The organism is Pedobacter sp. WC2501, assembly GCF_052682415.1.
Map to the genome: position 1 here is coordinate 51,165 of NZ_JBQZFI010000001.1, position 22,095 is coordinate 73,259.

The window sequence follows — 22,095 nt, forward strand, 5'->3', positions numbered from 1 at the left end:
CAACTTATGAATCCACAAGAAATATTAGATAAACTGCCTTACGGTAAATCTTTTCTTTTTGTTGATGAGTTATTGCATATTGATGAAAATGGAGCAAAAGGCACTTATACTTATGCTAAAGATCTACCTTTTTATGAAGGTCATTTTAAAAACCGTCCCCTTACCCCCGCAGTAATCCTTACCGAAACCATGGCACAGATTGGTTTGGTTTGTTTGGGTATTTACCTGTTAAAAAACATGGAAACTGATCAAAATATATCTGTTGCCATGACCTCAAACGCAATCGATTTTTTAAAACCGGTTGCACCGGGAGAAAAAGTAACGGTAACGAGCGAGAAAGTATATTTCAGATTTAATAAACTAAGTTGCAAGGTAAAAATGGAAAACGCAACTGGCGAAATGGTTTGCAAAGGAAATATTTCCGGAATGTTAATTTCGAAAGAAAATGGATAACAGAGTTGTAATTACCGGCTTAGGAGTATGCGCACCTAATGGCACTACCCTGGCTGAATTTTCAGATGCCATAAAGAAAGGACTTTCCGGAATCCGCCATCAGCCAGATCTGGAAGCCTTAAACTTCTCTTGCCAGATAGCAGGCAAACCAGTACTTAGCGAAGAGCGCATCAGTCAATATTTTACACCACTTGAATTACGAAACTTAAATAGTACCGGAATTATATATGGTGTTATTGCTGGCCTGGATGCCTGGAAAGATGCGGGTTTGGCCATCGAAAATAATGACGAACCCGACTGGGATAGTGGTACCATTTTCGGAACCGGCACTTCTGGTATAGATAAATTTAGATGGGCAATTAATAAAATAGATGCGCTTGAGATTAAAAAACTGGGCAGTTCAGTTGTAATACAAACCATGGCCAGCGGCGTAAGCGCTTTTATCAGTGGAAAACTTGGCTTAGGAAACCAGGTAAGCACCAATTCATCTGCCTGCGCAACAGGAGTCGAAAGTATCTTGCTGGCTTATGAAAGAATTAAAACCGGTCAGGCTACAAGAATGTTAGCAGGGAGTACCAGTGATAGTGGCCCTTACATTTGGGGTGGTTTTGATGCCATGAAGGTTTGCACTTTTAAACATAACCACGAACCGGAAAAAGGTAGCCGCCCAATGAGTGCAACAGCAAGTGGCTTTGTACCGGGAAGCGGCGCTGGTGCTTTGGTATTAGAATCGCTCGAAAGTGCGGTGGCAAGAAAAGCCAAAATTTATGGCGAGGTAATTGGCGGCCATATCAATTCTGGTGGTCAGCGGGGCTTAGGCACCATGACAGCCCCTAACCCCATTGCAGTTCAGCGTTGCATAAAGGCTGCTTTACAAAATGCAGGTGTAGAAGCACACGAAATAGATGTAATTAATGGTCACCTTACCGCGACTACTAAAGATGCACTCGAAATAGAAAACTGGAAAGCGGCTCTGCAATTACCCACTGATGATTTTCCATACATTAATTCTTTGAAAAGTATGATTGGTCATTGTATTGCAGCTTCCGGCAGTATAGAATGTGTCGCTTCGGTACTTGAACTTAAAGAGGATTTTATATTCCCCAATATTAATTGCGAAGACTTAAGCCCTGAGATTACGGCTTTAATTGATGCGAAATGCATTCCGCAAACCTTAATTCATCAACCAATTAATATCTTAGCAAAAGCCAGTTTTGGTTTTGGCGATATTAATGCCTGCATTATTTTTAAAAAATACACCCATGAATAAAGAAGAGATCATTGAAGCCTTAAAAATAATTGTTGAACCTTACACTGAAGAGGCATCAGCATTGGCACATATTGACGAAAACACCGATTTTATTAATGATTTGAAAATAAATTCGGCCAACCTGGTTGATATCGTCCTGGATATTGAAGAGAAATTTAACATCGAAATAGACAATGATTCGATGGCTAAAATGCTCAACGTAAAAGCCACAACCGAAATTATAGCTCAAAAGCTTGAAGCAAATGCTGGGTAACGACATCGTTGATCTGGATTTGGCTAAAATCCAAAGTAACTGGAGGCGTAAAAACTACCTCAATAAAATTTTCACAGCGGAAGAACAGTTATTGATTACTTCAGCAGAAAGGCCTGATGAAATGGTATGGCTGTTATGGAGCATGAAAGAATCGGCTTACAAAATTCATAACCGTAAAACAGGCATCCGGAATTTCGCTCCTAAAAGCTTAAACTGTACTATTTATGCCAGTATTAGTGAGATAAAAGGTACAGTAAACATCGATAACGACACTTACTTCACTAAAAGTAACATTCAGTTACAATATATTCATACCATAGCTGCTCCTGTTTATAACAGACTGGAAGAAATTAAAGTAGCCATCTACGAATTACCAAATCATCCACGTGATTATAAACGCACTAAACCAGGCAGTGTGAGTCACCATGGACAATACTTGGCTTTGGTGTATTAATTTCAGCGTTGACAACTTTACTAGCAAGTTGATAAGAAAAGTTGTCAACTCTTATAGCAAAGCCTAAACTACCCGGATTTTAACTGGAATTTCTTTAAAATTATTTACTCATCGGCTTAGGCCTTCAGACTTCTATCTACGACTTATTGCAGTCAAACCTCTCCCCCCATTTCTTTACAGAATAATAGAATTGCCTACCCCAAAAAGCATTATCTTTGCACAAATCATAAAAAATAAAATATGCTTAAAGGATTTTTTAACGTACCTACCCCGGTTAACGAGCCCATTAACAGCTATGCGCCAGGTACAAAAGAACGTTCTCTTTTAAAGGAGGCTATTGCCGAAGCGCGTGCTAAACAATTGGATATTCCGATGTTTATTGGCGGACAAGAGGTACATACTCAAAATAAAAAGAAAGTAGTAGCTCCGCACGATCATCAACATGTACTGGCTACCTTCAGTTATGGAGATAAAAGCCACGTAAAACAAGCCATAGATGCTGCTTTGGCTGCCAAGGCAGATTGGGAAGCTTTAGCCTGGGAACATAGAGCTGCTATTTTTATGAAAGCTGCTGATTTGTTTGCTACAAAATACCGCTACCAAATTAATGCGGCAACCATGCTTGGACAAAGTAAAAATGCCTATCAGGCTGAAATTGATGCTGCTTGCGAACTGGTAGATTTCTTGCGTTTTAACGTAAGTTATATGCAGGATATTTATGGCCAACAGCCACCAGTATCGCCAAATGGCATGTGGAACAGAACAGAACAACGACCTTTAGAGGGTTTTATATTTGCTTTAACACCTTTCAACTTCACCGCAATTGCTGGTAATTTACCTTCTTGTGTAGCCATGATGGGTAATGTGGTGGTGTGGAAACCTGCAGATACCCAGGTTTATGCGGCTAATGTAATTATGAATGTTTTCCGCGAAGCAGGCTTACCTGACGGCGTAATTAATCTTATTTTTGCAGATGGCCCTGAAGTTGGCGATGTGGTTTTTAATCATCCTGATTTTGCAGGCATTCACTTTACAGGCTCAACAAAAGTTTTTCAGGAAATTTGGAAAACAATTGGAACAAACATCCATAAATACAAATCATATCCACGCATAGTTGGAGAAACCGGTGGTAAAGATTTTATCCTGGTTCACCCAAGTGCAGATGTTGCTGCTTCGGTTACTGCAATTGTTAGGGGTGCATTCGAATATCAGGGACAAAAATGTTCTGCAGCCAGCCGTACATACATCCCAAAAAGCCTGTGGCCTGAGATTAAAAAATTAATGGTCAGGGATTTAGCTTCATTTAAAATGGGCGGAACAGAAGATTTCGGTAACTTTATTAATGCCGTTATTGATGAGCGTTCTTTCGATAAACTGGCTAAATATATCGATCAGGCTAAAAAAGATAAAGATGTAGAAGTTATTGCAGGTGGCAACTATGATAAGAGCAAAGGTTATTTCATCGAACCTACTGTTTTAGTGGTTGACGATCCAAAATATACCACCATGTGTGAGGAACTTTTTGGCCCGGTATTATCTGTTTACGTATACGAAGATCAGGAATTTGACCAGATTTTAGAAATAATCGACACCACTTCACCGTATGCATTAACGGGAGCTATTTTATCACAAGATAGATATGCAATAGAAAAAGCGAGTTACGCCCTACGCAACTCGGCTGGTAATTTCTACATTAACGATAAATGTACAGGTGCCGTAGTTGGGCAACAACCATTTGGTGGGGCAAGAGGATCAGGTACGAATGATAAAGCTGGTGCAATGATTAATTTATTGCGTTGGGTTTCTCCACGTACCATTAAAGAAACCTTTAATCCCCCAACTGATTACCGTTATCCATTCTTAGCAGAAGATTAATATTAAATACAAGGCCAGGCATAATTGTCTGGCCTTTTTTATGTGTATTATCCCTGTTTGCAATGAAGATGTAGAGAAAAGCGATTGCATCCAAACATAGTAGAAACCGATGCCGAAAATTTGACCGTGATTTTGGTAGGGGCGATTTAGGATCCGAAGATGCCGAACAGTACAGAAAAATGAAAGCTCCCGATGTAAAACCGGAAGCTTTCCCTAACAACTAAAAAATAACACCTATGGGGTGTTTTTATCCTACCTTAAACGCAGGGGCAACATCATCAAGACAGTTACAAGTTACTTTCAGGTCTTTGATGATTCCTGTTTTCAGGCTATAAACCCAGGCATGTACAGCTAACTCCTGACCATTTGCCCAGGCACTTTGTACAATCGAAGTATTGGTCACATTTGCAGCGCCCTCAATAGCATTTAACTCCACTAAACGGTCAAATCTCTGATCAGGATCCTTGATTGTAGCCATTTCACGTTCGTGGGTACGGTACACATCGCGAATATTTCTCAACCAGTTATCAATAATGCCCACTTGTTTATTGCCCAAAGCAGCTTTAACACCGCCGCAACCATAATGGCCACAAACAATAACGTGTTTAACCTTTAATACATTAATAGAATAATCCAATACTGAAAGCAGATTCATATCCGTATGTACAACCACATTGGCTATGTTTCTATGCACAAAAATGTCACCTGGTCTGGTATTCGTAATCTGATTGGCCGGTACACGGCTATCTGAACAGCCGATCCATAAAACCGGTGGGCTCTGACCTTCTGATAATTTATCAAAAAAAGCAGGATCGTTGTCTATTGTATCTTTAACCCAGTCTTTATTACCCTGTAATAAGTTCTCGTAAGTTATATCTTTTGTATCTAATGTTTTTGCGCACATAACTATAATTTATTAATGTCTTCTTCTACTGTTATATTTAATTTTGGTACTGTATAATGTTTTTGGATATTCTCCAGGGTTACGATAATACCTTTTGTATAAGCATTATGTTTATAATTGTAAATGGTTTCCAACACATCAGGATCGATATACCTGGCGTTCGAACCATCAATAATTACATTTGTTTCTTTAGGGATATTCGTTAAAACTACCTGTATCGCTGCTTTATTTAAAAAAGAAACCTCTTCTGCTAGTTTAATCCTGATATTCTTTTTGTCGCCTTCGTTTGTAATCCTGTAAAAAAAGGGGTTGCGCATATTGGTACGTAATAAATAAAAAATCGAAACCAACATACCCACAGCCACACCTTTTAACAGATCGGTAAATAATACTGCCAATACTGTAACCACAAATGGCACAAACTGATCCCAGCCTTTGTGGTACATGTGTTTAAATAAACTGATCCGGGTTAACTTGTATCCCGTTACCAAAAGAATTGCGGCTAAACACGATAATGGAATCATGTTAATGAGCCCTGGAATAAACAACAGCGACAATAACAACCAAATACCATGAAAAATAGCCGACATCTTAGTTCTGCCACCAGCATTTACATTTGCCGAACTCCGTACAATTACCGATGTCATAGGTAAACCACCCACCATACCGCTGGTAATGTTACCTAAACCCTGGGCAATTAACTCTCTGTTTGTTGGCGATACACGTTTAATCGGATCGATTTTATCCACAGCCTCAATACTGAGTAAAGTTTCTAAGCTCGCTACAACAGCAATGGTGATAGCCACTATATACACATTTTTATTGGCCAGCTGAGAAAAATCAGGTGTTGTAAATAGTCCCAAAAATTCGCCAAAACCATTTACTACAGGGATTTTCACCATTTGATCAGCACGTAAAGGATGATCTGTCCCGGCAAAAAGTATAGTTCCAATAACTCCTAAGGTTACCACCAATAATGGAGCAGGCACAACTGCCAATTTTGGAAACTTAGGCCAAAAAATCAGAATAGCTATTGATAACAGACTGATAACTACTGCAGCCAAACTAAAATGGCTTATTGCTGCACTAATCGCAGAAAAAGTGTTTTCGTGATCTTGTTGAAAGAAACCTTCGTCGCCCGTAAAATCGGTATCAACGCCCAATGCATGCGGTAATTGTTTTAAGATTAAAATTAGTCCGATGGCAGCAAGCATTCCCTCAATTACGCTCGAAGGGAAGTAATTACCAATGGTTCCGGCTTTAACCAGGCCTAAAATCATCTGGAATACCCCTGCCAATACCACAGCAAGTAAAAAGGTGGGATAGCTTCCTAATGAGGTTATTGCACCTAAAACAATAACCGTTAAACCTGCTGCTGGGCCGCTAACACTTAATTGTGAGCCGCTAAAAGAGGCTACTACTATGCCTCCAATAATACCCGTAATTAAACCGGCAAATAATGGCGCACCTGAGGCTAGTGCAATACCTAAACATAGTGGTAAAGCCACTAAAAACACAACTATACTTGAAGGTAAATCTTTCTTTAAATTCTTTTTAAGAATATATTTTTTCACGTCCGAACCTGAAAAGGCCGGGTTAAACTTTTGCATAACGATATAATTATCTAGTAAATTTTAACGAATAAAATCGCAGGGGATAAAAAACAAGCTACAATAAGAATTTACGTACTACATAAATTTAAACATAGCAATAACGCCCAATACCATTGAGCAGGCAATTTATACCCCAAAAAAATAATGACTAGATAAAGTTAGGCGGAGGTGTTGGAACAGTAGGATGATATGGGTCTACATATCTTTTAAAATGTTCTATAAAACTGCTCTTCAAAAAGAAATGGCTTGAAGAGAACTCGTAAGAAAAGATAGGATGATTAAGCTCGATGAGTTTGAAATCAGTAAACTTTGCAGTGTCTTTGGCGGCATCCTTTCCGCCTTCATGCTCTAACTCAATTTGCATGATTACAGCATTCATAATTTCCTTGTCAATACTCGTAAAAAATACCGGCGCTCCAGATATACCCATCTTCGACATGAAGATGACCATAAAAGTGGCAACGATTAAATACTTGTATTTCCTAAAAAACATTTAATTTCTAATGCTATTTTAATTCTTATGATTACAAAAGTAAACGGATTATTGGTTTTTCAATACTTTAAGCTGTAAAAAAAATGTAATTTAAGTAAAGTGCAGGTATCCATTATGTAATAACAACGTTTTTTTATAGTTTCTGAAAACAGTTGGTTCTATTATTATCTGTCAGTTCAGTCCTGCCATCCGCTAAATCTTTTTGGTAAAGTTAGTTATAAATTCAAAATCAATTGAAGCCAAAAAGGATATCGCTTCTGTCAGGTTTAGTTAAACCACAAATTTTGCCTGTAGGCGAATGAAAGATTTGAGTTTCTTGCACCGACCCAAGTTAAATAACCCCGATTGCCGGGAAGAGCTTCCGATTCTTCATCAGAACTCGTACCAAAAAGCGGGGCCAAACCTGCCAAAAGCAAAGAACCAACCGTTTCCTATTCATATAAACTATTCTACCTGGGAATGAAAGGTAAGTTTTCATAGGTACGCTAGCCTGCCATTTGCTTCACTCAACATCCCGTGCTTTGATAAAATAATACCACGCTTATCTTGCATTACCACTAGTAATTTTTAATTTTAAAATCTCATCGCATAGCAATGGATAAAAAAATAGCATTACTTAAAGATAAAATCAACCAGGCCAATCTTGGCGGTGGACAGGCCCGTATCGACAGTCAGCATAAAAAAGGTAAACTCACCGCCCGCGAGCGTATCCATTTTTTAATGGATGAAGGCAGCTTCGAAGAAATTGGCATGATGGTTACCCACCGCAGCACCGACTTTGGTATGGAACGCGAAAAATATCTGGGCGATGGCGTGGTAACGGGTTATGGAACAATTAATGGCAGGTTAACCTATGTATTCTCTCAGGATTTCACCGTGTTTGGCGGTTCACTCTCTGAAACCCATGCCGAAAAAATCTGCAAGCTAATGGATATGGCCATGAAAAATGGTGCACCATTAATTGGCTTAAACGATAGCGGCGGTGCGCGTATCCAGGAAGGCGTTGTTTCATTGGGCGGTTATGCCGATATCTTTTATAAAAATGTACAAGCTTCGGGGGTAATTCCGCAGCTCTCAGCCATAATGGGCCCATGCGCAGGTGGAGCTGTTTATTCGCCCGCCATTACCGATTTTATTTTGATGGTAGAGAATACTTCTTATATGTTTGTTACCGGCCCAAATGTGGTTAAAACAGTAACACATGAAGAAGTAACTTCAGAAGAATTGGGAGGTGCCAGTACACATGCTACAAAATCGGGCGTTACCCATTTTGCCTGTGCCAATGAAATTGAGGCTATTCAACAGGTGAAAAAACTATTGAGCTACATGCCGCAAAATTGCGAAGAGATCGCCGATCATTTACCTTACGAAGCAGCTGATGAAAGCCGACCTGAACTCAATACTTTTATGCCAGAAAATGCTTCGCAGCCTTACGATATACGTGAAGTGATTGCTGCCGTGGCCGATGCCGATAGCTTTTTAGAAGTACATGCCGCTTATGCAGAAAATATTGTGGTGGGTTTTGCCCGCCTTGCCGGGAGAAGTATTGGTATCGTGGCCAATCAGCCTGCTTATTTGGCAGGTGTTTTAGATAGCAATTCATCAACCAAAGCAGCACGTTTTGTCCGCTTTTGCGATTGCTTTAATATCCCATTATTGGTATTTGAAGATGTTCCGGGGTTTTTACCAGGTACAGACCAGGAGTGGAATGGCATTATCACCAATGGGGCAAAATTATTATACGCTTTTAGTGAGGCTACTGTGCCGCGCATTACTGTAATTACCAGAAAAGCGTATGGCGGTGCTTATGATGTGATGAACAGCAAACATATTGGTGCAGATATGAACTACGCCTGGCCAAGTGCTGAGATTGCGGTAATGGGTGCAAAAGGTGCTGCAGAAATTATTTTTAAACGGGAAATTACTTCAGCAGAAAAGCCTGAAGAAAAATGGCTGGAGAAAGAAAAACTATATTCAGATATCTTTGCCAATCCTTATCGTGCTGCAGAACGTGGTTTTGTGGACGAAGTAATTGAACCAGCTCAAACACGTATAAAGTTGATAAAAGCCTTTAAGATGTTGGAAAATAAGGTGGTGAATAATCCAAGAAAAAAACATGGAAATATACCTTTGTAGAAAATAGTCCATAGTCATTAGTCCATAGTTAGGTAGTAATCAACTCGCCGCTTAAGACTCATGACTGTGGACTTCCGACTTAAGACTAATGCAAATTACTCAGAAACTATCCCGGACAGACATCTTGCTCATGGCTTTTTGCACAGGCCTGATTGTTGCAAATATTTACTACTGCCAACCTTTGGTAATCTTAATTGCAAAAGAGTTTAATCTTACCGAACCCAATGCAGGAAAAATTACCTACCTCACACAGATCGGTTACGCTTTGGGTCTTTTCCTTTTAGTACCACTAGGCGATATGTTCGAGCGTAAAAAACAGATCCTCATTATTACCGGCCTGGCTATTTTTGCTTTGCTGGTGGCTGCACTTTCACATACCTTTTTCATATTGGAAGTGGCTTCTATCCTGATCGGAACCTGTTCTATCGTACCGCAATTAATTTTACCGTTGGCAGCCAATTTAAGTACCGACGAAAACCGTGGCGCTAACATTGGGATGATTATGAGTGGTTTGCTGGTTGGAATTTTAGCCTCACGAGCAGTAAGTGGCAGTATTGGCTTTTGGCTAGGCTGGAGAGCCGTTTATTATATGGCTGCAGGAATTTGTGGCCTGCTTATTTTTTTAATGGCCAAACGTTTTCCACAAAGTTATCCTGCTTTTAAAGGCAGTTACAAGGAACTCATGGGTTCGATGTTCAGCTACATTAAAACCCAACCCGTGTTAAGGGAGACTTCGATTATTAACTTCCTGGCATTCGCCATTATTAGCGCATTCTGGACAACTATGGTATTGTTCCTTGCTAACCCACCCTTTAATTTCCAGACTTTACAGATTGGCTTATTTGGAATTGCCGGTGCAGCAGGTGCATTGGCTGCACCATTAGTTGGAAAATTAAGCGATGGTAACAATCCGCGCAAAAATTTATTGATTGGTTTTATATTACAAATCGTTAGTATTGCCTTGTTTTATTTTACTGGCAGCCACTTATATTTGTTTGTAATCGGCATTGTATTGATCGATATTGGTCAGCAGGCCATACATGTAACCAACCAGACCCGAATTTATACCTTAATACCAGAGGCCAGGAACCGACTGAATACCATTTTTATGTCGGTTAGTTTTATTGGCGCCAGCTGTGGCTCGGCGCTCGGTTTATGGCTTTGGGACCAGGGTGGATGGGCGTTATTCTGCTATGGAATGACGGGTATAATTGTCCTTAATATTTTAATTTATCAGTTTTACGGAAAGAAAAAATCACAATTTAAATAACCCTTATAAATTTTATGAAATCTAAAAACGCGATCAAAACGCTTTCAGTATTATTAATCTCTCTGGCCATTTTTGGTAAAGCAAAAGCCCAGGACAGTACAAAAGTAGAACAGCCAACAGAAGTAAAATCTCTTAATAAAATAAGGTTGAGCCTTCTCTCACTACATTATGAACGGGAACAAAAAATAGGAAAACTTACTACAGTTTATGGAGGTGCAGGATTGGCTGGCACTTTTCTAATAGAATACAATTATAGCTACATGGCTGGAAATGAAACCAAAACCTACTTTGATCTGACACCAAACCTTTACGCAGGGATCAGAAAATATTATCATTTTGAAAACAGGATTAAAAAAGGAAAAAAAACCATTAATAACGCTTCTAATTATTTTGGACTAGATGTAAGCAGTTATTTTTCTCCTTTAATTAAAGGTGGCAATCTCGATCAATACAATGTGGCAAATTGGGAGATCGGAATTGCCCCGCAATGGGGTTTTCAACGCAGCATTGGCAAGAAAACAAATTTTGAGTTTTCATTAGGCCCAGCTATACGCATCAATAAATATCAAACTTATTTTGGCGTTGATGGAAGAATAGGCTTCAGCTTTTTATTATAAATATGGTTCAAATTGAGCAAATATTCCCATCGCTAACCTGGCGGATCAGGCATGAGGCGATGTATCCGGAATTACCTTTTGATAGCGTAAAGCTTCCCGATGATTTTGACGGCATCCATTTTGGATTATACCTTGATCATAAGTTAACCGGAGTAGTTTCTCTATTTCATGATGGGGATATTTATCAATTCCGTAAACTGGCTATTCTGCCCGATACTCAAAAAGCAGGTTATGGCTCGCAACTAATGGCTTATATCCTTGATTTTTGTAAAATTCAAAAAGCAACAAAGTTATGGTGCAACGCACGTGTAAATGCTAAGGAATTTTATTTTAAATTTGGCTTCCAGGAAACAGATAAAACCTTTTTTAAAGATGGTTACGATTTTGTAGTAATGGAAAAAGAATTATCAAGTTAAGTTTAAAATGAGTATGAAGTCTCAAATCTGAATACTCAAATCTCAGATCTATTAAAATGGCTAAGAAAAAAGACGACGAAAAGAAAAAACATGTTGCTGTGGTTACTAAAAAATCGCTGCAATTTCTGGAAGAATACATCAATAACCCTGCTCCTACCGGTTATGAATGGGAAGGACAAAAACTTTGGTTAAATTATTTAAAACCCTATATCGACGAACATTTTATCGATAATTATGGCACCGCAGTAGGTGTTATTAACCCTAAAGCTGACTTTAAAGTAGTTATAGAAGCCCACGCCGATGAAATTTCATGGTATGTAAACTACATCACCAACGATGGTTTAATTTATGTGATCCGCAATGGTGGTTCTGACCATCAGATTGCACCTTCAAAACGTGTAAACATCCATACCGAGAATGGCTTGGTTAAAGCAGTATTCGGCTGGCCAGCTATCCATACGCGCCATGGCGAGAAAGAACAGGCTCCGGAGTTAAAAAACATCTTTTTAGATTGCGGTTGCACATCAAAAGAAGAAGTAGAAAAATTAGGCATCCATGTAGGCTGTGTAATTACCTACGAAGACGAGTTTATGGTTTTGAACGACCGTTACTATGTTGGCCGTGCTTTAGATAACCGTGTGGGTGGTTTTATGATTGCCGAAGTAGCCCGTTTATTAAAAGAGAACAAGAAAAAACTTCCTTTCGGATTATACATTGTAAACTCTGTACAGGAAGAAATTGGTTTACGCGGTGCCGAGATGATTGCCCAGCGCATTAAACCAAATGTGGCCATCATTACCGATGTAACGCACGATACCACTACGCCAATGATTAATAAAAACATTCAGGGTGATTTATCTGCAGGTAAAGGTCCGGTAGTTTCTTATGCCCCTGCTGTACAAACCAATCTGAACAAACTATTAATTAAAACTGCTGAGAAAAATAATATTCCTTTCCAGCGCCAGGCTTCATCACGTTCTACCGGAACCGATACTGATGCTTTTGCCTACTCGAATGGCGGTGTACCATCTGCATTAATTTCGTTGCCGTTACGCTACATGCATACAACCGTAGAAATGGTGCACAAAGAGGATGTTGACAATGTGATCAGCCTGATTTATGAAAGTTTATTGAACATCACCAACGGTCAGGATTTCAGGGAATTTAAATAATGGAAAAAGTAAACCACCAGAAAATTATCATCAGGACTTTGCTGAAGTTTTTACTTATGGTTTTTATCATTTTTACGATAAATTCTTGTCCCAGTATCAAGCAAAGTTTTAGTGGCAATACACCGCCTTTTGATTATTGGCTCAATCATAGTTTTAAGTTTAGCAACATCATCCTCATTTTGGGGTTTACGGCTTATTTCTATTATAAAGATTTAACCGATCAAAAACAACTGATTGAAAAGTCAACAAACACCAATCAGTATTAATTTTAGTATAAAATAAGCGCTAAAGAGATTGTATCATAAAGGCCATTCGCCTCAGATGATGTCATGTTGAGCTTGTCGAAACACCTTATAGCATAAAAGGCGCTTCGACAAACTCAGGATGACCAATCTACATTTATGATGCATTTTTTTTCTCGACGTCGGGCCTGACGGATAAACCCAATGGATTAAAGCCAATGGAATACTATCACAACAGGACGGCGAAACGTTAAAATTAATTGGAACAAATTAGATGTTACCGATTTAAACAATCTTAATCTGAGTTACAGATCATTTAGTTCAATCCAAACAGGGCCGTGGTCGCTTGTTTTTTCCCATCCTCTAACGTCCCTATCCACTCCAGCTGATTTTAAGCGATCGCTCACCTGAGGACTTAGTAAAAAATGATCAATCCTTAATCCGGCATTTCTGCCATAGGCATTACGGAAGTAATCCCAAAAAGTATAGATGGTTTCGGTAGGATATAATTTCCTGATAGCATCTGTCCAGCCTTGGGCAAGTAAATTTTTAAATGCCAAACGTGTTTCCGGACGGAATAAAGCATCTTCAACCCATCGCTCAGGTTTATAAGCATCCAGTTCGGTCGGAATCACATTATAATCTCCCGCTAAAACAACAGGTATATTTCGCGCCAGCAATGTTGCGGTATGTGCGGCAAAACGTTCAAACCATTGCAGTTTATAATCGAACTTAGGGCCAGGTGCCGGATTGCCATTTGGCAGGTATAAACAGCCAATTACTACACCGTTTACCATTGCCTCCAGATACCTGCTCTGCAGATCTTCAGGATCTCCATCCAAACCACGCTTTAATTCTGTTATTTCTAAATTTCTGGCAAGTATAGCTACTCCATTCCAGCTTTTCTGTCCATGCCAGATCGCATTATAACCTGCATCTTTAATCGCCTGTTCTGGAAATTTTTCCTGAGGAGCCTTCAATTCCTGCAGGCATACCACATCTGGCTGGGTTTCTTCCAGCCAACGTAACAGTACAGGCAAGCGGCCATTTACACCGTTTACATTATAAGTAGCTATTTTCATTTTATAAATCTCAACATTAAAACCCAAAAATAGAAGATTGTTCATTTTTTTGATCCTAAATATCAGGCCACTTTTTGGTTAAATAATTCAAATGATTTAAAAATTTGGTCTTATATTGCAATTCATTAAGCCTAAACCGTTCAAAAAACACATGTTCAAAGCAGTTTCAAACAATCCTCCTGCAGAACCAAAAGACATCCGCTGGTTTTATGATCAGTATGCACCCATGCTGCTTGGCTATATTAACGGCATCGTGCAAGATCATCAAAAATCAGAAGAGCATCTGGTTACTATTCTTACTTCATTTGTTAAGGATGTTGTTTTTTTGCAAGAAAAAAGCAAGTTAAATATCTGGCTGGAATTGCGTCAATACGCACAAAGTAAATTAACTTTGTTTACGACAAAAGATTATCAGTTAAAACCTAACCCATCATTAAACAAGGGCAGGTTAGATTTGTTAGATGATTTACAGAAACAAATATTCTGTGCAATATATTACCATGGAAAATCAATTCCATACCTGGCGGGAACAATTGGCTGTGATGAAAGTGAAATCCGCAATCAGTTAAAGTTATCAATCGATAAAATGAGGAGGACAAGTGGAAATTAATAAAATTATTGAAAGTGGTTTAATGGAGACCTATGTAATGGGGATTGCCACCGAAGAGGAGGTACAGCAAGTTTTATCGCTGAAAAAAGAATACCCATCATTCAAAGAGGCTTTGGAACAGCTCGAATATGATATGGAATTGCTGGCACAAAGCATGAGTATTGAGCCGCCTGCAGGCACTTTGTCTAAAATTGAGCACGAGATCAATGAAATCCAACGTCGTAACCAGGCTGTACAAACCACTTTTGAGCCCGAATACAGGCATGAAAAATCTAACAGGGAAAGCAAACAGGAAAAATATATACAGGTAGAATCAGAATCTAACCAAATGCGTATAAATAAAGCCTGGAAATGGATATTTATTGCAGTATTTGTATTAGGAAAAGTATTTTTAGCGGGTGCCATTTATTTTTATCTGGAGAACAGACAGGCAAAGGAACAGATCAAAGAATTGAAAATAGAACTAAAACAAAAGGTCAGGTAAAATTATGCCGAATTTGACAGATAAAACCTGTCTTTTTCAAAACCAATACGAAACTGAACTGTTTAGTTATTAAGATTCATTCATGTTTGAGCGCATGTTTGAGTTTAGATATAGGGATAGGCTGTTAGTCTATCCCTTTTTTATGTTCAAACAAGTTTTAAGATCTATACAGCAATGCCTTCACCTTCTGTTGAAGGTTCATAATATCAAAAGGTTTTTCAATGATATCATTGGGCGAACAGCCTAGATTATCCATATTCAAAGCTGAAAGCAATATGACTGGCAAGTATGCTGTTTTAGGATTGTGCTTTAATTTATTGCAAATATCCCTGCCATCATACTGACCAATAAGTATATCCAATAAAATAATATCTGGCAAAAAATCAGCGATTGTTTCTTCTAAATTACCAGCATTTAAAATACCTTTAATATGATAATGTTCTTCCTCGAAAATTAATTTTATAATATCGTGGATATTCTCGTCATCATCAACTATAAGAATTTTCTTAACCAACGTGTTGCTCATGTGCAACAAATCTAGTTTAAAGTGGCTTAGTTCATCTGATGTATTTATACCCGAATTTTCCGAATAAATGATAAATGTCAGGCAACCAAACCAGATTTATAATTTTTAAGCATTTTTTTCAGCAAGCCTCTGGCTACGTGTATTTTGGTTTTTACAGTACCCAGGGGAATGTCAAGCTCGGCAGCAATTTCATGGTATTTATAGCCTTCAAAGTAACGGCAGAAACAAAACCGGCAATCTTCAGGCAAAGCATTTAAAGATTTCTGAATGTCTTCCATTATAAACTTTGTGGCACCACCATTCGACGATGCGCTTGGAACCAGTTGAATAGAAGTTAAATCTTCTTCCTGCTGGATCATTTCATTTTTACGTTTTACCTTATAGTAATGATTAAGAAAGGTATTTTTTAAGATGGTAAAAAGCCAGGCCCTCACGTTGCTTCCCATTTCAAATTTAGCCGAAAACCTAAATGCTTTCATAAAGGTATCCTGAACTAAATCGGCTGCATCGTCTTCATCATGCGTATAGGCTAATGCACGATCGAAAAGAGGTTGTCTGTACTGGTAGATGTCACAATTGAAATTTAAGGTATCCATATTAGTTAAGGCTGATGTAATTATTCAACAAACAGCAATACCTTATGTTATTTGTAAAAATACCCGATTTTTTACGGTTTATTTAAAACACTCAAAAAAGCCCCGGAAAATGATCAAAAGCACTAGTCTACATAACCATTTCGCATGGAAAAACGAATTAAAGATGCAGAGTTTTTTGTTCCGGTTTTACTGATTAAAGCTTCTCTCTGGCTCTCTACCGTTCGCCTGCTTAAGTACAATTTATCAGCAATTTCCTGATTTGTTAACCCATCAGCGATAAGTTTTAACACATTAATTTCTCGCTCTGTAAAGTTGATATCGGTATTCATTTTTCGCGAAAGCATATTCAGCTGCGTATTAAAACGCTCTAAAATGGAAATGCATATATTAGAAGAAAGATACCGTTTCCCGTTCATTACATGTTTTAGGCAAAACAGCAATTCATCTTCTTCAATATCTTTTGACAGGTAAGCAAAAGCACCTGATATTAAAGCATTTGAAGCATACTTTTCATCTTCTAAAATAGACAAAACCACTACTTTCGTATTGTATCCGCGTTCTTTAATAGTACTGGCTAAAGCTATTCCATCAAGCCTTGGCATTACAATATCTGATAAAATGATATCAGCTTTTGTTCCTTTTTCAAGAAGTTCCAAAACAGCTAAGCCATCCGGTACTTCTGCAACAACATTAATGCCTTCGTGTTTTTCGATAAGCGCTTTAAGTGAGGTCCGGATAATATGGTGGTCATCCGCAAGAATAATGTTAATCATAATTCAAATATAACTTACGCCATTTTAAAATTAAAACGGCTACTTAGGCAGCTCAATATAGAAGGTAGTTCCAACACCAATTTTGCTTTTAAACCAGATTTTCCCCTGATGTAAATCAACAATAGCCTTGATTATTCCCATACCAAATCCACCTGACTCCTCTCCCTTAAGGCCAGGTCTTAAAGTTTCGGGTAATTGGTCAAAAAGACCGGCCTGCAGCTCTTCCGGAATACCGATCCCGTCATCAGCTACAGTAATTAAAACGGAACTTTCATATTCTTCGGCATGTAAAGTAATATTTCCATAATCAGGAGTAAATTTTATGGAATTTGAGATGAGGTTATTGATGACCTGCAAAAATTTCATACTATCCAGGTTCAGATAAATCTGCTCTGCCGAACTGATGAACTTAATGTTTTTCATTTTTCCCAATTTTGATCGTTTATAAAAACGAACCACGTCTCTAAGTTCCCAAACCAAATCTGCCCGCTCCTTCCCAATTTCAATTACTGATGATTTTAAAAATTCACGATTAATCATGCTCCGTACCAAAAGCAGGTTCCGCTCACACATCTCTTGAATAAAAGACAGTGAGTTTATCATCTGCTCATCGCCCGTTTTTGAAATGTCCTCTTTCATAGATGAAGCCGTTAATTTCATCATGCCCAGCGGTTCTTTTAAATCGTGCGCCAATACTTCCAGTGTTATATTCTTTCGGGCATTAATTTGTTCGATGTGAATTTTATTATGGCGCGCCACTGTGGTGTCTTCTACCGTACCCACTAAATGCTTAACATCCCCATCAGTAACAGAAAATACAGTTACCCGTACATATTTTTCCTTGTCGGCAAACAGCAAACGGAATTCATATTTTTTATCCGTATGCGCTTCAAGGCATTCTTTGCCGCATGACATCACATGCGTTACATCTTCAGGGTGTACACGTTCCAGAAGTAGCTGTGGGTTAGTGATAACTTCATCAGGATCGAGTTCCCAAATATTACCTATCGATTTATTTAAATATGAAAAATTCTGCGCGGTATAGTTGAAAATAAAATAACCATCAAGAGAACGGTCACCAAGATTACAAAAAAGCTCTTTATTCAATTCGACCATGATTTAATGTTTGAAAATTTGCCACTAAACGATATAAATAATGAATCAGCAGTCACACTTCAAACACTATAGGAGTAAAAATGTTTTATCAAAAAGAATAGATTTAATTACTTAGCATAAGACCAGTTACACAGCTGTTGATCCACCTTCAGAGATATTAACATTTTCCACACGATGTTTAAAATTATTTGATGCATTAAAACTAACTATTACCTAAATTGTTGAACATAAAGAAAAGATAAAAAAGTCCTGTGAGCGGGAGATCCGCGGAGGGCAGGCACACCATAAAAGAAGCTAGAATTCTTCTTACCAATAGCCATCCGCACAGGTGGCTATTTTGTTTTACATCAAGGTATGCAGTTACATCGCTACCAGCGATTTGTTAGTCTGACCAGAGCCTAAGACCTCATTGATAAAAAGACCTTCCTTTTATAGAAATACCCATTCCACGATCAATCAGTCAAATGGTAACATCTAGCTGCACCTATAATAATTAATATTTTGATAATCTGGAGCACAATGACAGCAACATGTTGATCAATTCCCTCCTTAACCAAAAGGGATTTTCACTGCCATCAGGACTATTTAACTTGGGATGGAAGGTGTAAACTGTTGATTAGATATACTCAGCGGAGATCAGTGTAATCTGCGGGAACAAAACCATAACTTTCTTAACTTATTGCAAAGTATCTCATACCATAAAGAACTGCCCACCATTTGGTTAAGCAATCTCCATTGAAATACACCATTATAAAGCCTACATTTATACAATAAAAATGAACATTCCCTTTATTAATTTGTTAAGCCATTATGGACTACATAGACTATTATAAAATCCTCGATTTAAAAAAAGATGCAACCACTGAGGATATTAAAAAAGCTTATAGAAAATTAGCCCGAAAACATCATCCGGATCTCAATCCCAACAATGAAGAAGCCAATAAAAAATTTCAGCAAATTAACGAGGCTAACGAAGTTTTAAGCGATCCCGAAAAACGAAAGAAATACGATAAATATGGCAAAGATTGGCAGCATGCCGATCAGTTGGATGCACAGCAACAGCAGCAAAGGCAATACCAGTCGCAAGGCCAGGGTTATGGTGGCAATAGATATTCTGGTGGTTTTGGCGGCGAAGATTTTTCTGATTTCTTTTCTTCCATGTTTGGTGGCGGTGGTGGCAGAAGCAGCAGAAATTCACCTTTTAAAGGCCAGGATTACAATGCTGATTTACAGTTAAACCTACTCGATGCCTATACCACGCATAAACAAACCTTAACTGTTAATGGCAAGCAGGTACGTATTACCATTCCAGCCGGTGTAGAAAACGGACAAAAGATAAAACTTCCGGGTTATGGTGCGCCTGGAGTTAATAATGGCCCTCCAGGCGATCTATTTATAAAATTCAATATTACTGATGATCCTAAATTCAAACGGAAAGGGAACGACATTTATATCCAGGAGGAAATAGATCTGTATACCGCCATTTTAGGTGGCGAAAAAATTGTAGAAACCTTAAATGGCAAAGTCAAACTTAAAGTGCCGGAGGGAACACAGCCCGATGCCACTTTAAGATTAAAGGGCAAAGGCTTTCCGGTTTACAAAAAAGATAACCAATTTGGCGATCTGTATATTAAATGGCAGGTTAAAATACCCACCCAGCTAAATGCTGAACAAAAAGAACTGTTCGAAAAACTTTCCAAATTCTAACCATTATGGAAACCTATCTAATACCTGTAGAAGAAATTTGCGCTTATCACCATGTAGAGATCAACTTTATCCATTCTCTCGAAGATTTTGGTCTTATCCATACCACCATTAAAAAGCAATCTGTCTTTTTGCCTGTAGATGAATTGTCTAAGCTGGAGCAGTACCTGCGTTTGGCAAATGATCTGCAGATTAATCTGGAAGGTATTCATGCCGTTTCTCATTTGCTTAATCAATTGCAAAATATGCAACAGGAAATCACGATACTTCAGAACGAACTAAATTATTATAAGCAACTTAACCAGCAATACTAAACAACCGTTTGTGCAGTATTCCAGATTAAAAGTGCCAACAAAAAACACAACCTTTCTAAGATATGTTTCTTAAATTGGCCATCTAATTTTAAAAAATGAGCGATCTTTCTTCAAAATTCATCGAAAAAATAAAATTATCCTATGCTCCTTCGGGTTCGTATATTTATTTAGGCGCCGGAATTTTAGACGGACAGGTTTACAGCGAAGCCGAAGTTAATTTATCACTAAAAATGATGAATAGACATGGTTTAATTGCCGGGGCAACCGGAACAGGTAAAACGCGTACATTACAATTGTTAGCAGAACAATTGTCGGATGCCGGAGTGCCCGTTTTTATGCTGGATGTTAAAGGCGATTTATCAGGCTTGAACCAGCCCGGCTCAGTTAATCCTAAAATTGAGGAAAGGGCACAACAACTCAACAAAACTTTTTCGCCAACCGGTTTCCCTGTTGAGATTTACTCTCTTTCGGGTAAAATGGGCGCACAGATGCGTGCAACAGTGCTGGAATTTGGCCCTACTCTTTTATCAAAAATCTTAGATTTAAACGATACACAGGCAGGTGTGATGGCTGTTATTTTTAAATATGCCGACGATAACAAAATGCCGATCATTGATTTAAATGATTTAAAGAAACTGGTTTCTTATCTCTCGGAAGGTGCTGGTGCTGCCGAAATTAAAAGCAGTTACGGCAGTATCTCAACAGCTACATCGGGTACCATGCTTAGGAAAATCGTTGCCATAGAACAGCAGGGATTAGGCGGTATGTTTGGTGAAAAATCGTTTGATATTGAAGATCTTTTCGAACGGGTTGATGGCAAAGGAACCATCAGTCTATTAAACATTTCCGATGTTCAGAACCAGCCCATATTATACTCTACATTTTTATTAAGCTTATTGGCTGAGTTATTTAATACCATGCCCGAGGTTGGCGATTTAGACAAACCAAAGCTGGTATTCTTTTTTGATGAAGCCCATTTATTGTTCAAAAATTCTTCTAAAGCATTTTTAGAACAGATAGAAACCATTATCAGGTTAATCCGTTCAAAAGGGATTGGCGTTTTCTTTTGTACTCAGGCGCCGGGCGATGTTCCGGAAAGTGTTTTAGGCCAGTTGGGTAACCGTGTGCAACATGCATTAAGAGCATTTACTCCTAACGATGTAGATGCCTTAAAAAAGACGGTGAATACTTATCCAAAATCAGATTTTTACGAGATTGATAAAACATTAACCTCATTGGGTACAGGACAGGCATTGGTTACTGTTTTAAATGAAAAAGGTATTCCAACTGAGGTTTCGGCAACCATGCTTACCCCACCAAGAGCCATTATGGGACCGTTAACTGCTGCAGATTTTGATCAGGTGGTTCACGCCAGTTCGATGTATACAAAATATAAAGATGCAATTGATCGGGAAAGTGCCTACGAAATTTTAACCCAGCGCATTAACGACCAAACTGTTGCTGTAGAACAACAAAAACAAGAAGCCGAAGCCCAAAAACAGGCCGAAAAAGAAAGCAAACCTAAACCTGGCGAAAAGAGTCTTGTTGAGCAGGTAATGGGCGCAACAATAACCCGCCAAATTGGTAAAGAAATTGTTCGCGGTATTTTTGGCATGCTTACAGGTAAGAAAACCCGATCTAAAACCAGTGGCGGACTTTTTGGGTTCTAAACAAATTATTTAACTTTTAAAACACTCAAATTATTAATTTCGCGATACGAAC

Annotated in this window: 24 protein-coding genes; 16 read left to right on the plus strand and 8 right to left on the minus strand. The window is 38.4% G+C overall.

The window, feature by feature from the left end; all coding sequences use genetic code 11:
• The first annotated feature begins 6 nt into the window (after positions 1 to 6).
• From ACUN24_RS00200 to pruA, 5 genes are all read left to right on the plus strand, one after another.
• Positions 7 to 453 carry a 3-hydroxyacyl-ACP dehydratase FabZ family protein gene (locus tag ACUN24_RS00200; RefSeq protein WP_445560744.1) on the plus strand — a complete coding sequence of 149 codons (447 nt, stop codon included), beginning with the start codon at positions 7 to 9 and terminating at the stop codon, positions 451 to 453.
• The gene (locus ACUN24_RS00205) at positions 446 to 1,723 is read left to right on the plus strand and encodes a beta-ketoacyl-[acyl-carrier-protein] synthase family protein (RefSeq protein WP_445560745.1); all 1,278 of its coding nucleotides are present in this window, start codon (positions 446 to 448) and stop codon (positions 1,721 to 1,723) included. Before ACUN24_RS00200 ends, ACUN24_RS00205 begins: the two co-directional genes overlap by 8 nt.
• Positions 1,716 to 1,976, plus strand: a complete 261-nt coding sequence (locus ACUN24_RS00210) for an acyl carrier protein (RefSeq protein ID WP_445560746.1) — start codon at positions 1,716 to 1,718, stop codon at positions 1,974 to 1,976. The genes ACUN24_RS00205 and ACUN24_RS00210 overlap by 8 nt, the downstream gene beginning before the upstream one ends.
• Entirely contained in the window at positions 1,966 to 2,430 is a 465-nt protein-coding gene (locus tag ACUN24_RS00215; protein WP_445560747.1) for a 4'-phosphopantetheinyl transferase family protein, read from the plus strand. Before ACUN24_RS00210 ends, ACUN24_RS00215 begins: the two co-directional genes overlap by 11 nt.
• Before the next feature lie 240 nt (positions 2,431 to 2,670).
• The gene (gene pruA, locus ACUN24_RS00220) at positions 2,671 to 4,305 is read left to right on the plus strand and encodes an L-glutamate gamma-semialdehyde dehydrogenase (protein WP_445560748.1); all 1,635 of its coding nucleotides are present in this window, start codon (positions 2,671 to 2,673) and stop codon (positions 4,303 to 4,305) included.
• Positions 4,306 to 4,552: 247 nt separating this feature from the next.
• Here the strand turns inward: pruA and ACUN24_RS00225 are convergent, their stop codons facing one another.
• The 3 genes from ACUN24_RS00225 to ACUN24_RS00235 all read right to left on the minus strand — a co-directional run bounded on the left by ACUN24_RS00225 (position 4,553) and on the right by ACUN24_RS00235 (position 7,273).
• Positions 4,553 to 5,209 carry a carbonic anhydrase gene (locus ACUN24_RS00225; RefSeq protein WP_193420403.1) on the minus strand — a complete coding sequence of 219 codons (657 nt, stop codon included), beginning with the start codon at positions 5,207 to 5,209 and terminating at the stop codon, positions 4,553 to 4,555.
• 2 nt (positions 5,210 to 5,211) lie between these two features.
• Complete coding sequence (locus ACUN24_RS00230) at positions 5,212 to 6,819, minus strand: SulP family inorganic anion transporter (protein ID WP_445560749.1); 1,608 nt, start codon at positions 6,817 to 6,819, stop codon at positions 5,212 to 5,214.
• A 151-nt stretch (positions 6,820 to 6,970) separates the two neighbouring features.
• Positions 6,971 to 7,273 (minus strand): hypothetical protein, encoded by a 303-nt coding sequence (locus tag ACUN24_RS00235; RefSeq protein ID WP_445560750.1) that lies wholly within the window; start codon positions 7,271 to 7,273, stop codon positions 6,971 to 6,973.
• Between the two features lie 636 nt (positions 7,274 to 7,909).
• Here ACUN24_RS00235 and ACUN24_RS00240 point away from each other — a divergent pair.
• The 6 genes from ACUN24_RS00240 to ACUN24_RS00265 all read left to right on the plus strand — a co-directional run bounded on the left by ACUN24_RS00240 (position 7,910) and on the right by ACUN24_RS00265 (position 13,192).
• Positions 7,910 to 9,451: an acyl-CoA carboxylase subunit beta gene (locus tag ACUN24_RS00240; RefSeq protein ID WP_445560751.1), complete on the plus strand. Its 1,542-nt coding sequence runs from the start codon at positions 7,910 to 7,912 to the stop codon at positions 9,449 to 9,451.
• Between the two features lie 130 nt (positions 9,452 to 9,581).
• Positions 9,582 to 10,721 carry an MFS transporter gene (locus tag ACUN24_RS00245; RefSeq protein ID WP_445560752.1) on the plus strand — a complete coding sequence of 380 codons (1,140 nt, stop codon included), beginning with the start codon at positions 9,582 to 9,584 and terminating at the stop codon, positions 10,719 to 10,721.
• Positions 10,722 to 10,735: 14 nt separating this feature from the next.
• Positions 10,736 to 11,338 (plus strand): hypothetical protein, encoded by a 603-nt coding sequence (locus ACUN24_RS00250; protein ID WP_445560753.1) that lies wholly within the window; start codon positions 10,736 to 10,738, stop codon positions 11,336 to 11,338.
• A 2-nt stretch (positions 11,339 to 11,340) separates the two neighbouring features.
• Positions 11,341 to 11,754, plus strand: a complete 414-nt coding sequence (locus ACUN24_RS00255) for a GNAT family N-acetyltransferase (protein WP_445560754.1) — start codon at positions 11,341 to 11,343, stop codon at positions 11,752 to 11,754.
• Between the two features lie 56 nt (positions 11,755 to 11,810).
• Entirely contained in the window at positions 11,811 to 12,926 is a 1,116-nt protein-coding gene (locus tag ACUN24_RS00260; RefSeq protein WP_219075845.1) for a M42 family metallopeptidase, read from the plus strand.
• Positions 12,926 to 13,192 carry a hypothetical protein gene (locus ACUN24_RS00265; protein WP_445560755.1) on the plus strand — a complete coding sequence of 89 codons (267 nt, stop codon included), beginning with the start codon at positions 12,926 to 12,928 and terminating at the stop codon, positions 13,190 to 13,192. The genes ACUN24_RS00260 and ACUN24_RS00265 overlap by 1 nt, the downstream gene beginning before the upstream one ends.
• Positions 13,193 to 13,473: 281 nt before the next feature.
• Here ACUN24_RS00265 and xth read toward each other — a convergent pair whose 3' ends face one another.
• On the minus strand, positions 13,474 to 14,250 hold the full coding sequence (gene xth / locus ACUN24_RS00270) for an exodeoxyribonuclease III (RefSeq protein WP_445565115.1): 777 nt from the start codon (positions 14,248 to 14,250) through the stop codon (positions 13,474 to 13,476).
• Positions 14,251 to 14,401: 151 nt separating this feature from the next.
• On the opposite strand from xth, the gene ACUN24_RS00275 reads away from it, so the two are divergent.
• A complete protein-coding gene (locus ACUN24_RS00275) occupies positions 14,402 to 14,860 on the plus strand; it encodes a hypothetical protein (protein WP_445560756.1) in 459 nt (152 codons plus the stop codon).
• A complete protein-coding gene (locus ACUN24_RS00280; protein WP_445560757.1) occupies positions 14,850 to 15,344 on the plus strand; it encodes a hypothetical protein in 495 nt (164 codons plus the stop codon). Before ACUN24_RS00275 ends, ACUN24_RS00280 begins: the two co-directional genes overlap by 11 nt.
• A 157-nt stretch (positions 15,345 to 15,501) precedes the next feature.
• Here the strand turns inward: ACUN24_RS00280 and ACUN24_RS00285 are convergent, their stop codons facing one another.
• The 4 genes from ACUN24_RS00285 to ACUN24_RS00300 form a co-directional block, all read right to left on the minus strand.
• Positions 15,502 to 15,870, minus strand: coding sequence for a response regulator (locus tag ACUN24_RS00285; protein ID WP_445560758.1), 369 nt, complete (start codon positions 15,868 to 15,870; stop codon positions 15,502 to 15,504).
• Positions 15,871 to 15,947: 77 nt separating this feature from the next.
• On the minus strand, positions 15,948 to 16,466 hold the full coding sequence (locus tag ACUN24_RS00290) for an RNA polymerase sigma factor (RefSeq protein WP_445560759.1): 519 nt from the start codon (positions 16,464 to 16,466) through the stop codon (positions 15,948 to 15,950).
• Positions 16,467 to 16,588: 122 nt separating this feature from the next.
• The gene (locus tag ACUN24_RS00295) at positions 16,589 to 17,239 is read right to left on the minus strand and encodes a response regulator (RefSeq protein ID WP_445560760.1); all 651 of its coding nucleotides are present in this window, start codon (positions 17,237 to 17,239) and stop codon (positions 16,589 to 16,591) included.
• Positions 17,240 to 17,278: 39 nt separating this feature from the next.
• Positions 17,279 to 18,355: a PAS domain-containing sensor histidine kinase gene (locus ACUN24_RS00300; RefSeq protein ID WP_445560761.1), complete on the minus strand. Its 1,077-nt coding sequence runs from the start codon at positions 18,353 to 18,355 to the stop codon at positions 17,279 to 17,281.
• Positions 18,356 to 19,165: 810 nt separating this feature from the next.
• Here ACUN24_RS00300 and ACUN24_RS00305 point away from each other — a divergent pair.
• The 3 genes from ACUN24_RS00305 (at position 19,166) to ACUN24_RS00315 (ending at position 22,043) form a co-directional block, all read left to right on the plus strand.
• Positions 19,166 to 20,062 (plus strand): DnaJ C-terminal domain-containing protein, encoded by an 897-nt coding sequence (locus ACUN24_RS00305; RefSeq protein WP_445560762.1) that lies wholly within the window; start codon positions 19,166 to 19,168, stop codon positions 20,060 to 20,062.
• Between the two features lie 5 nt (positions 20,063 to 20,067).
• Complete coding sequence (locus tag ACUN24_RS00310; RefSeq protein ID WP_445560763.1) at positions 20,068 to 20,373, plus strand: chaperone modulator CbpM; 306 nt, start codon at positions 20,068 to 20,070, stop codon at positions 20,371 to 20,373.
• 95 nt (positions 20,374 to 20,468) lie between these two features.
• Entirely contained in the window at positions 20,469 to 22,043 is a 1,575-nt protein-coding gene (locus ACUN24_RS00315; protein ID WP_445560764.1) for a helicase HerA-like domain-containing protein, read from the plus strand.
• Positions 22,044 to 22,095 lie beyond the last annotated feature (52 nt).

Excerpts from the sequence above, each read along its gene's own strand:
- ACUN24_RS00210 (WP_445560746.1), top strand. The coding sequence starts at position 1,716 with ATGAATAAAGAAGAGATCATTGAAGCCTTAAAAATAATTGTTGAACCT.
- ACUN24_RS00290 (WP_445560759.1), bottom strand. The coding sequence starts at position 16,466 with ATGGATACCTTAAATTTCAATTGTGACATCTACCAGTACAGACAACCT.
- ACUN24_RS00240 (WP_445560751.1), top strand. The coding sequence starts at position 7,910 with ATGGATAAAAAAATAGCATTACTTAAAGATAAAATCAACCAGGCCAAT.
- ACUN24_RS00245 (WP_445560752.1), top strand. The coding sequence starts at position 9,582 with ATGGCTTTTTGCACAGGCCTGATTGTTGCAAATATTTACTACTGCCAA.
- ACUN24_RS00285 (WP_445560758.1), bottom strand. The coding sequence starts at position 15,870 with ATGAGCAACACGTTGGTTAAGAAAATTCTTATAGTTGATGATGACGAG.
- ACUN24_RS00205 (WP_445560745.1), top strand. The coding sequence starts at position 446 with ATGGATAACAGAGTTGTAATTACCGGCTTAGGAGTATGCGCACCTAAT.
- ACUN24_RS00230 (WP_445560749.1), bottom strand. The coding sequence starts at position 6,819 with ATGCAAAAGTTTAACCCGGCCTTTTCAGGTTCGGACGTGAAAAAATAT.
- ACUN24_RS00255 (WP_445560754.1), top strand. The coding sequence starts at position 11,341 with ATGGTTCAAATTGAGCAAATATTCCCATCGCTAACCTGGCGGATCAGG.
- ACUN24_RS00225 (WP_193420403.1), bottom strand. The coding sequence starts at position 5,209 with ATGTGCGCAAAAACATTAGATACAAAAGATATAACTTACGAGAACTTA.
- xth (WP_445565115.1), bottom strand. The coding sequence starts at position 14,250 with ATGAAAATAGCTACTTATAATGTAAACGGTGTAAATGGCCGCTTGCCT.
- ACUN24_RS00295 (WP_445560760.1), bottom strand. The coding sequence starts at position 17,239 with ATGATTAACATTATTCTTGCGGATGACCACCATATTATCCGGACCTCA.
- ACUN24_RS00300 (WP_445560761.1), bottom strand. The coding sequence starts at position 18,355 with ATGGTCGAATTGAATAAAGAGCTTTTTTGTAATCTTGGTGACCGTTCT.
- ACUN24_RS00260 (WP_219075845.1), top strand. The coding sequence starts at position 11,811 with ATGGCTAAGAAAAAAGACGACGAAAAGAAAAAACATGTTGCTGTGGTT.
- ACUN24_RS00310 (WP_445560763.1), top strand. The coding sequence starts at position 20,068 with ATGGAAACCTATCTAATACCTGTAGAAGAAATTTGCGCTTATCACCAT.
- ACUN24_RS00215 (WP_445560747.1), top strand. The coding sequence starts at position 1,966 with ATGCTGGGTAACGACATCGTTGATCTGGATTTGGCTAAAATCCAAAGT.
- ACUN24_RS00305 (WP_445560762.1), top strand. The coding sequence starts at position 19,166 with ATGGACTACATAGACTATTATAAAATCCTCGATTTAAAAAAAGATGCA.
- ACUN24_RS00200 (WP_445560744.1), top strand. The coding sequence starts at position 7 with ATGAATCCACAAGAAATATTAGATAAACTGCCTTACGGTAAATCTTTT.
- ACUN24_RS00235 (WP_445560750.1), bottom strand. The coding sequence starts at position 7,273 with ATGGTCATCTTCATGTCGAAGATGGGTATATCTGGAGCGCCGGTATTT.
- ACUN24_RS00250 (WP_445560753.1), top strand. The coding sequence starts at position 10,736 with ATGAAATCTAAAAACGCGATCAAAACGCTTTCAGTATTATTAATCTCT.
- pruA (WP_445560748.1), top strand. The coding sequence starts at position 2,671 with ATGCTTAAAGGATTTTTTAACGTACCTACCCCGGTTAACGAGCCCATT.
- ACUN24_RS00265 (WP_445560755.1), top strand. The coding sequence starts at position 12,926 with ATGGAAAAAGTAAACCACCAGAAAATTATCATCAGGACTTTGCTGAAG.
- ACUN24_RS00275 (WP_445560756.1), top strand. The coding sequence starts at position 14,402 with ATGTTCAAAGCAGTTTCAAACAATCCTCCTGCAGAACCAAAAGACATC.
- ACUN24_RS00315 (WP_445560764.1), top strand. The coding sequence starts at position 20,469 with ATGAGCGATCTTTCTTCAAAATTCATCGAAAAAATAAAATTATCCTAT.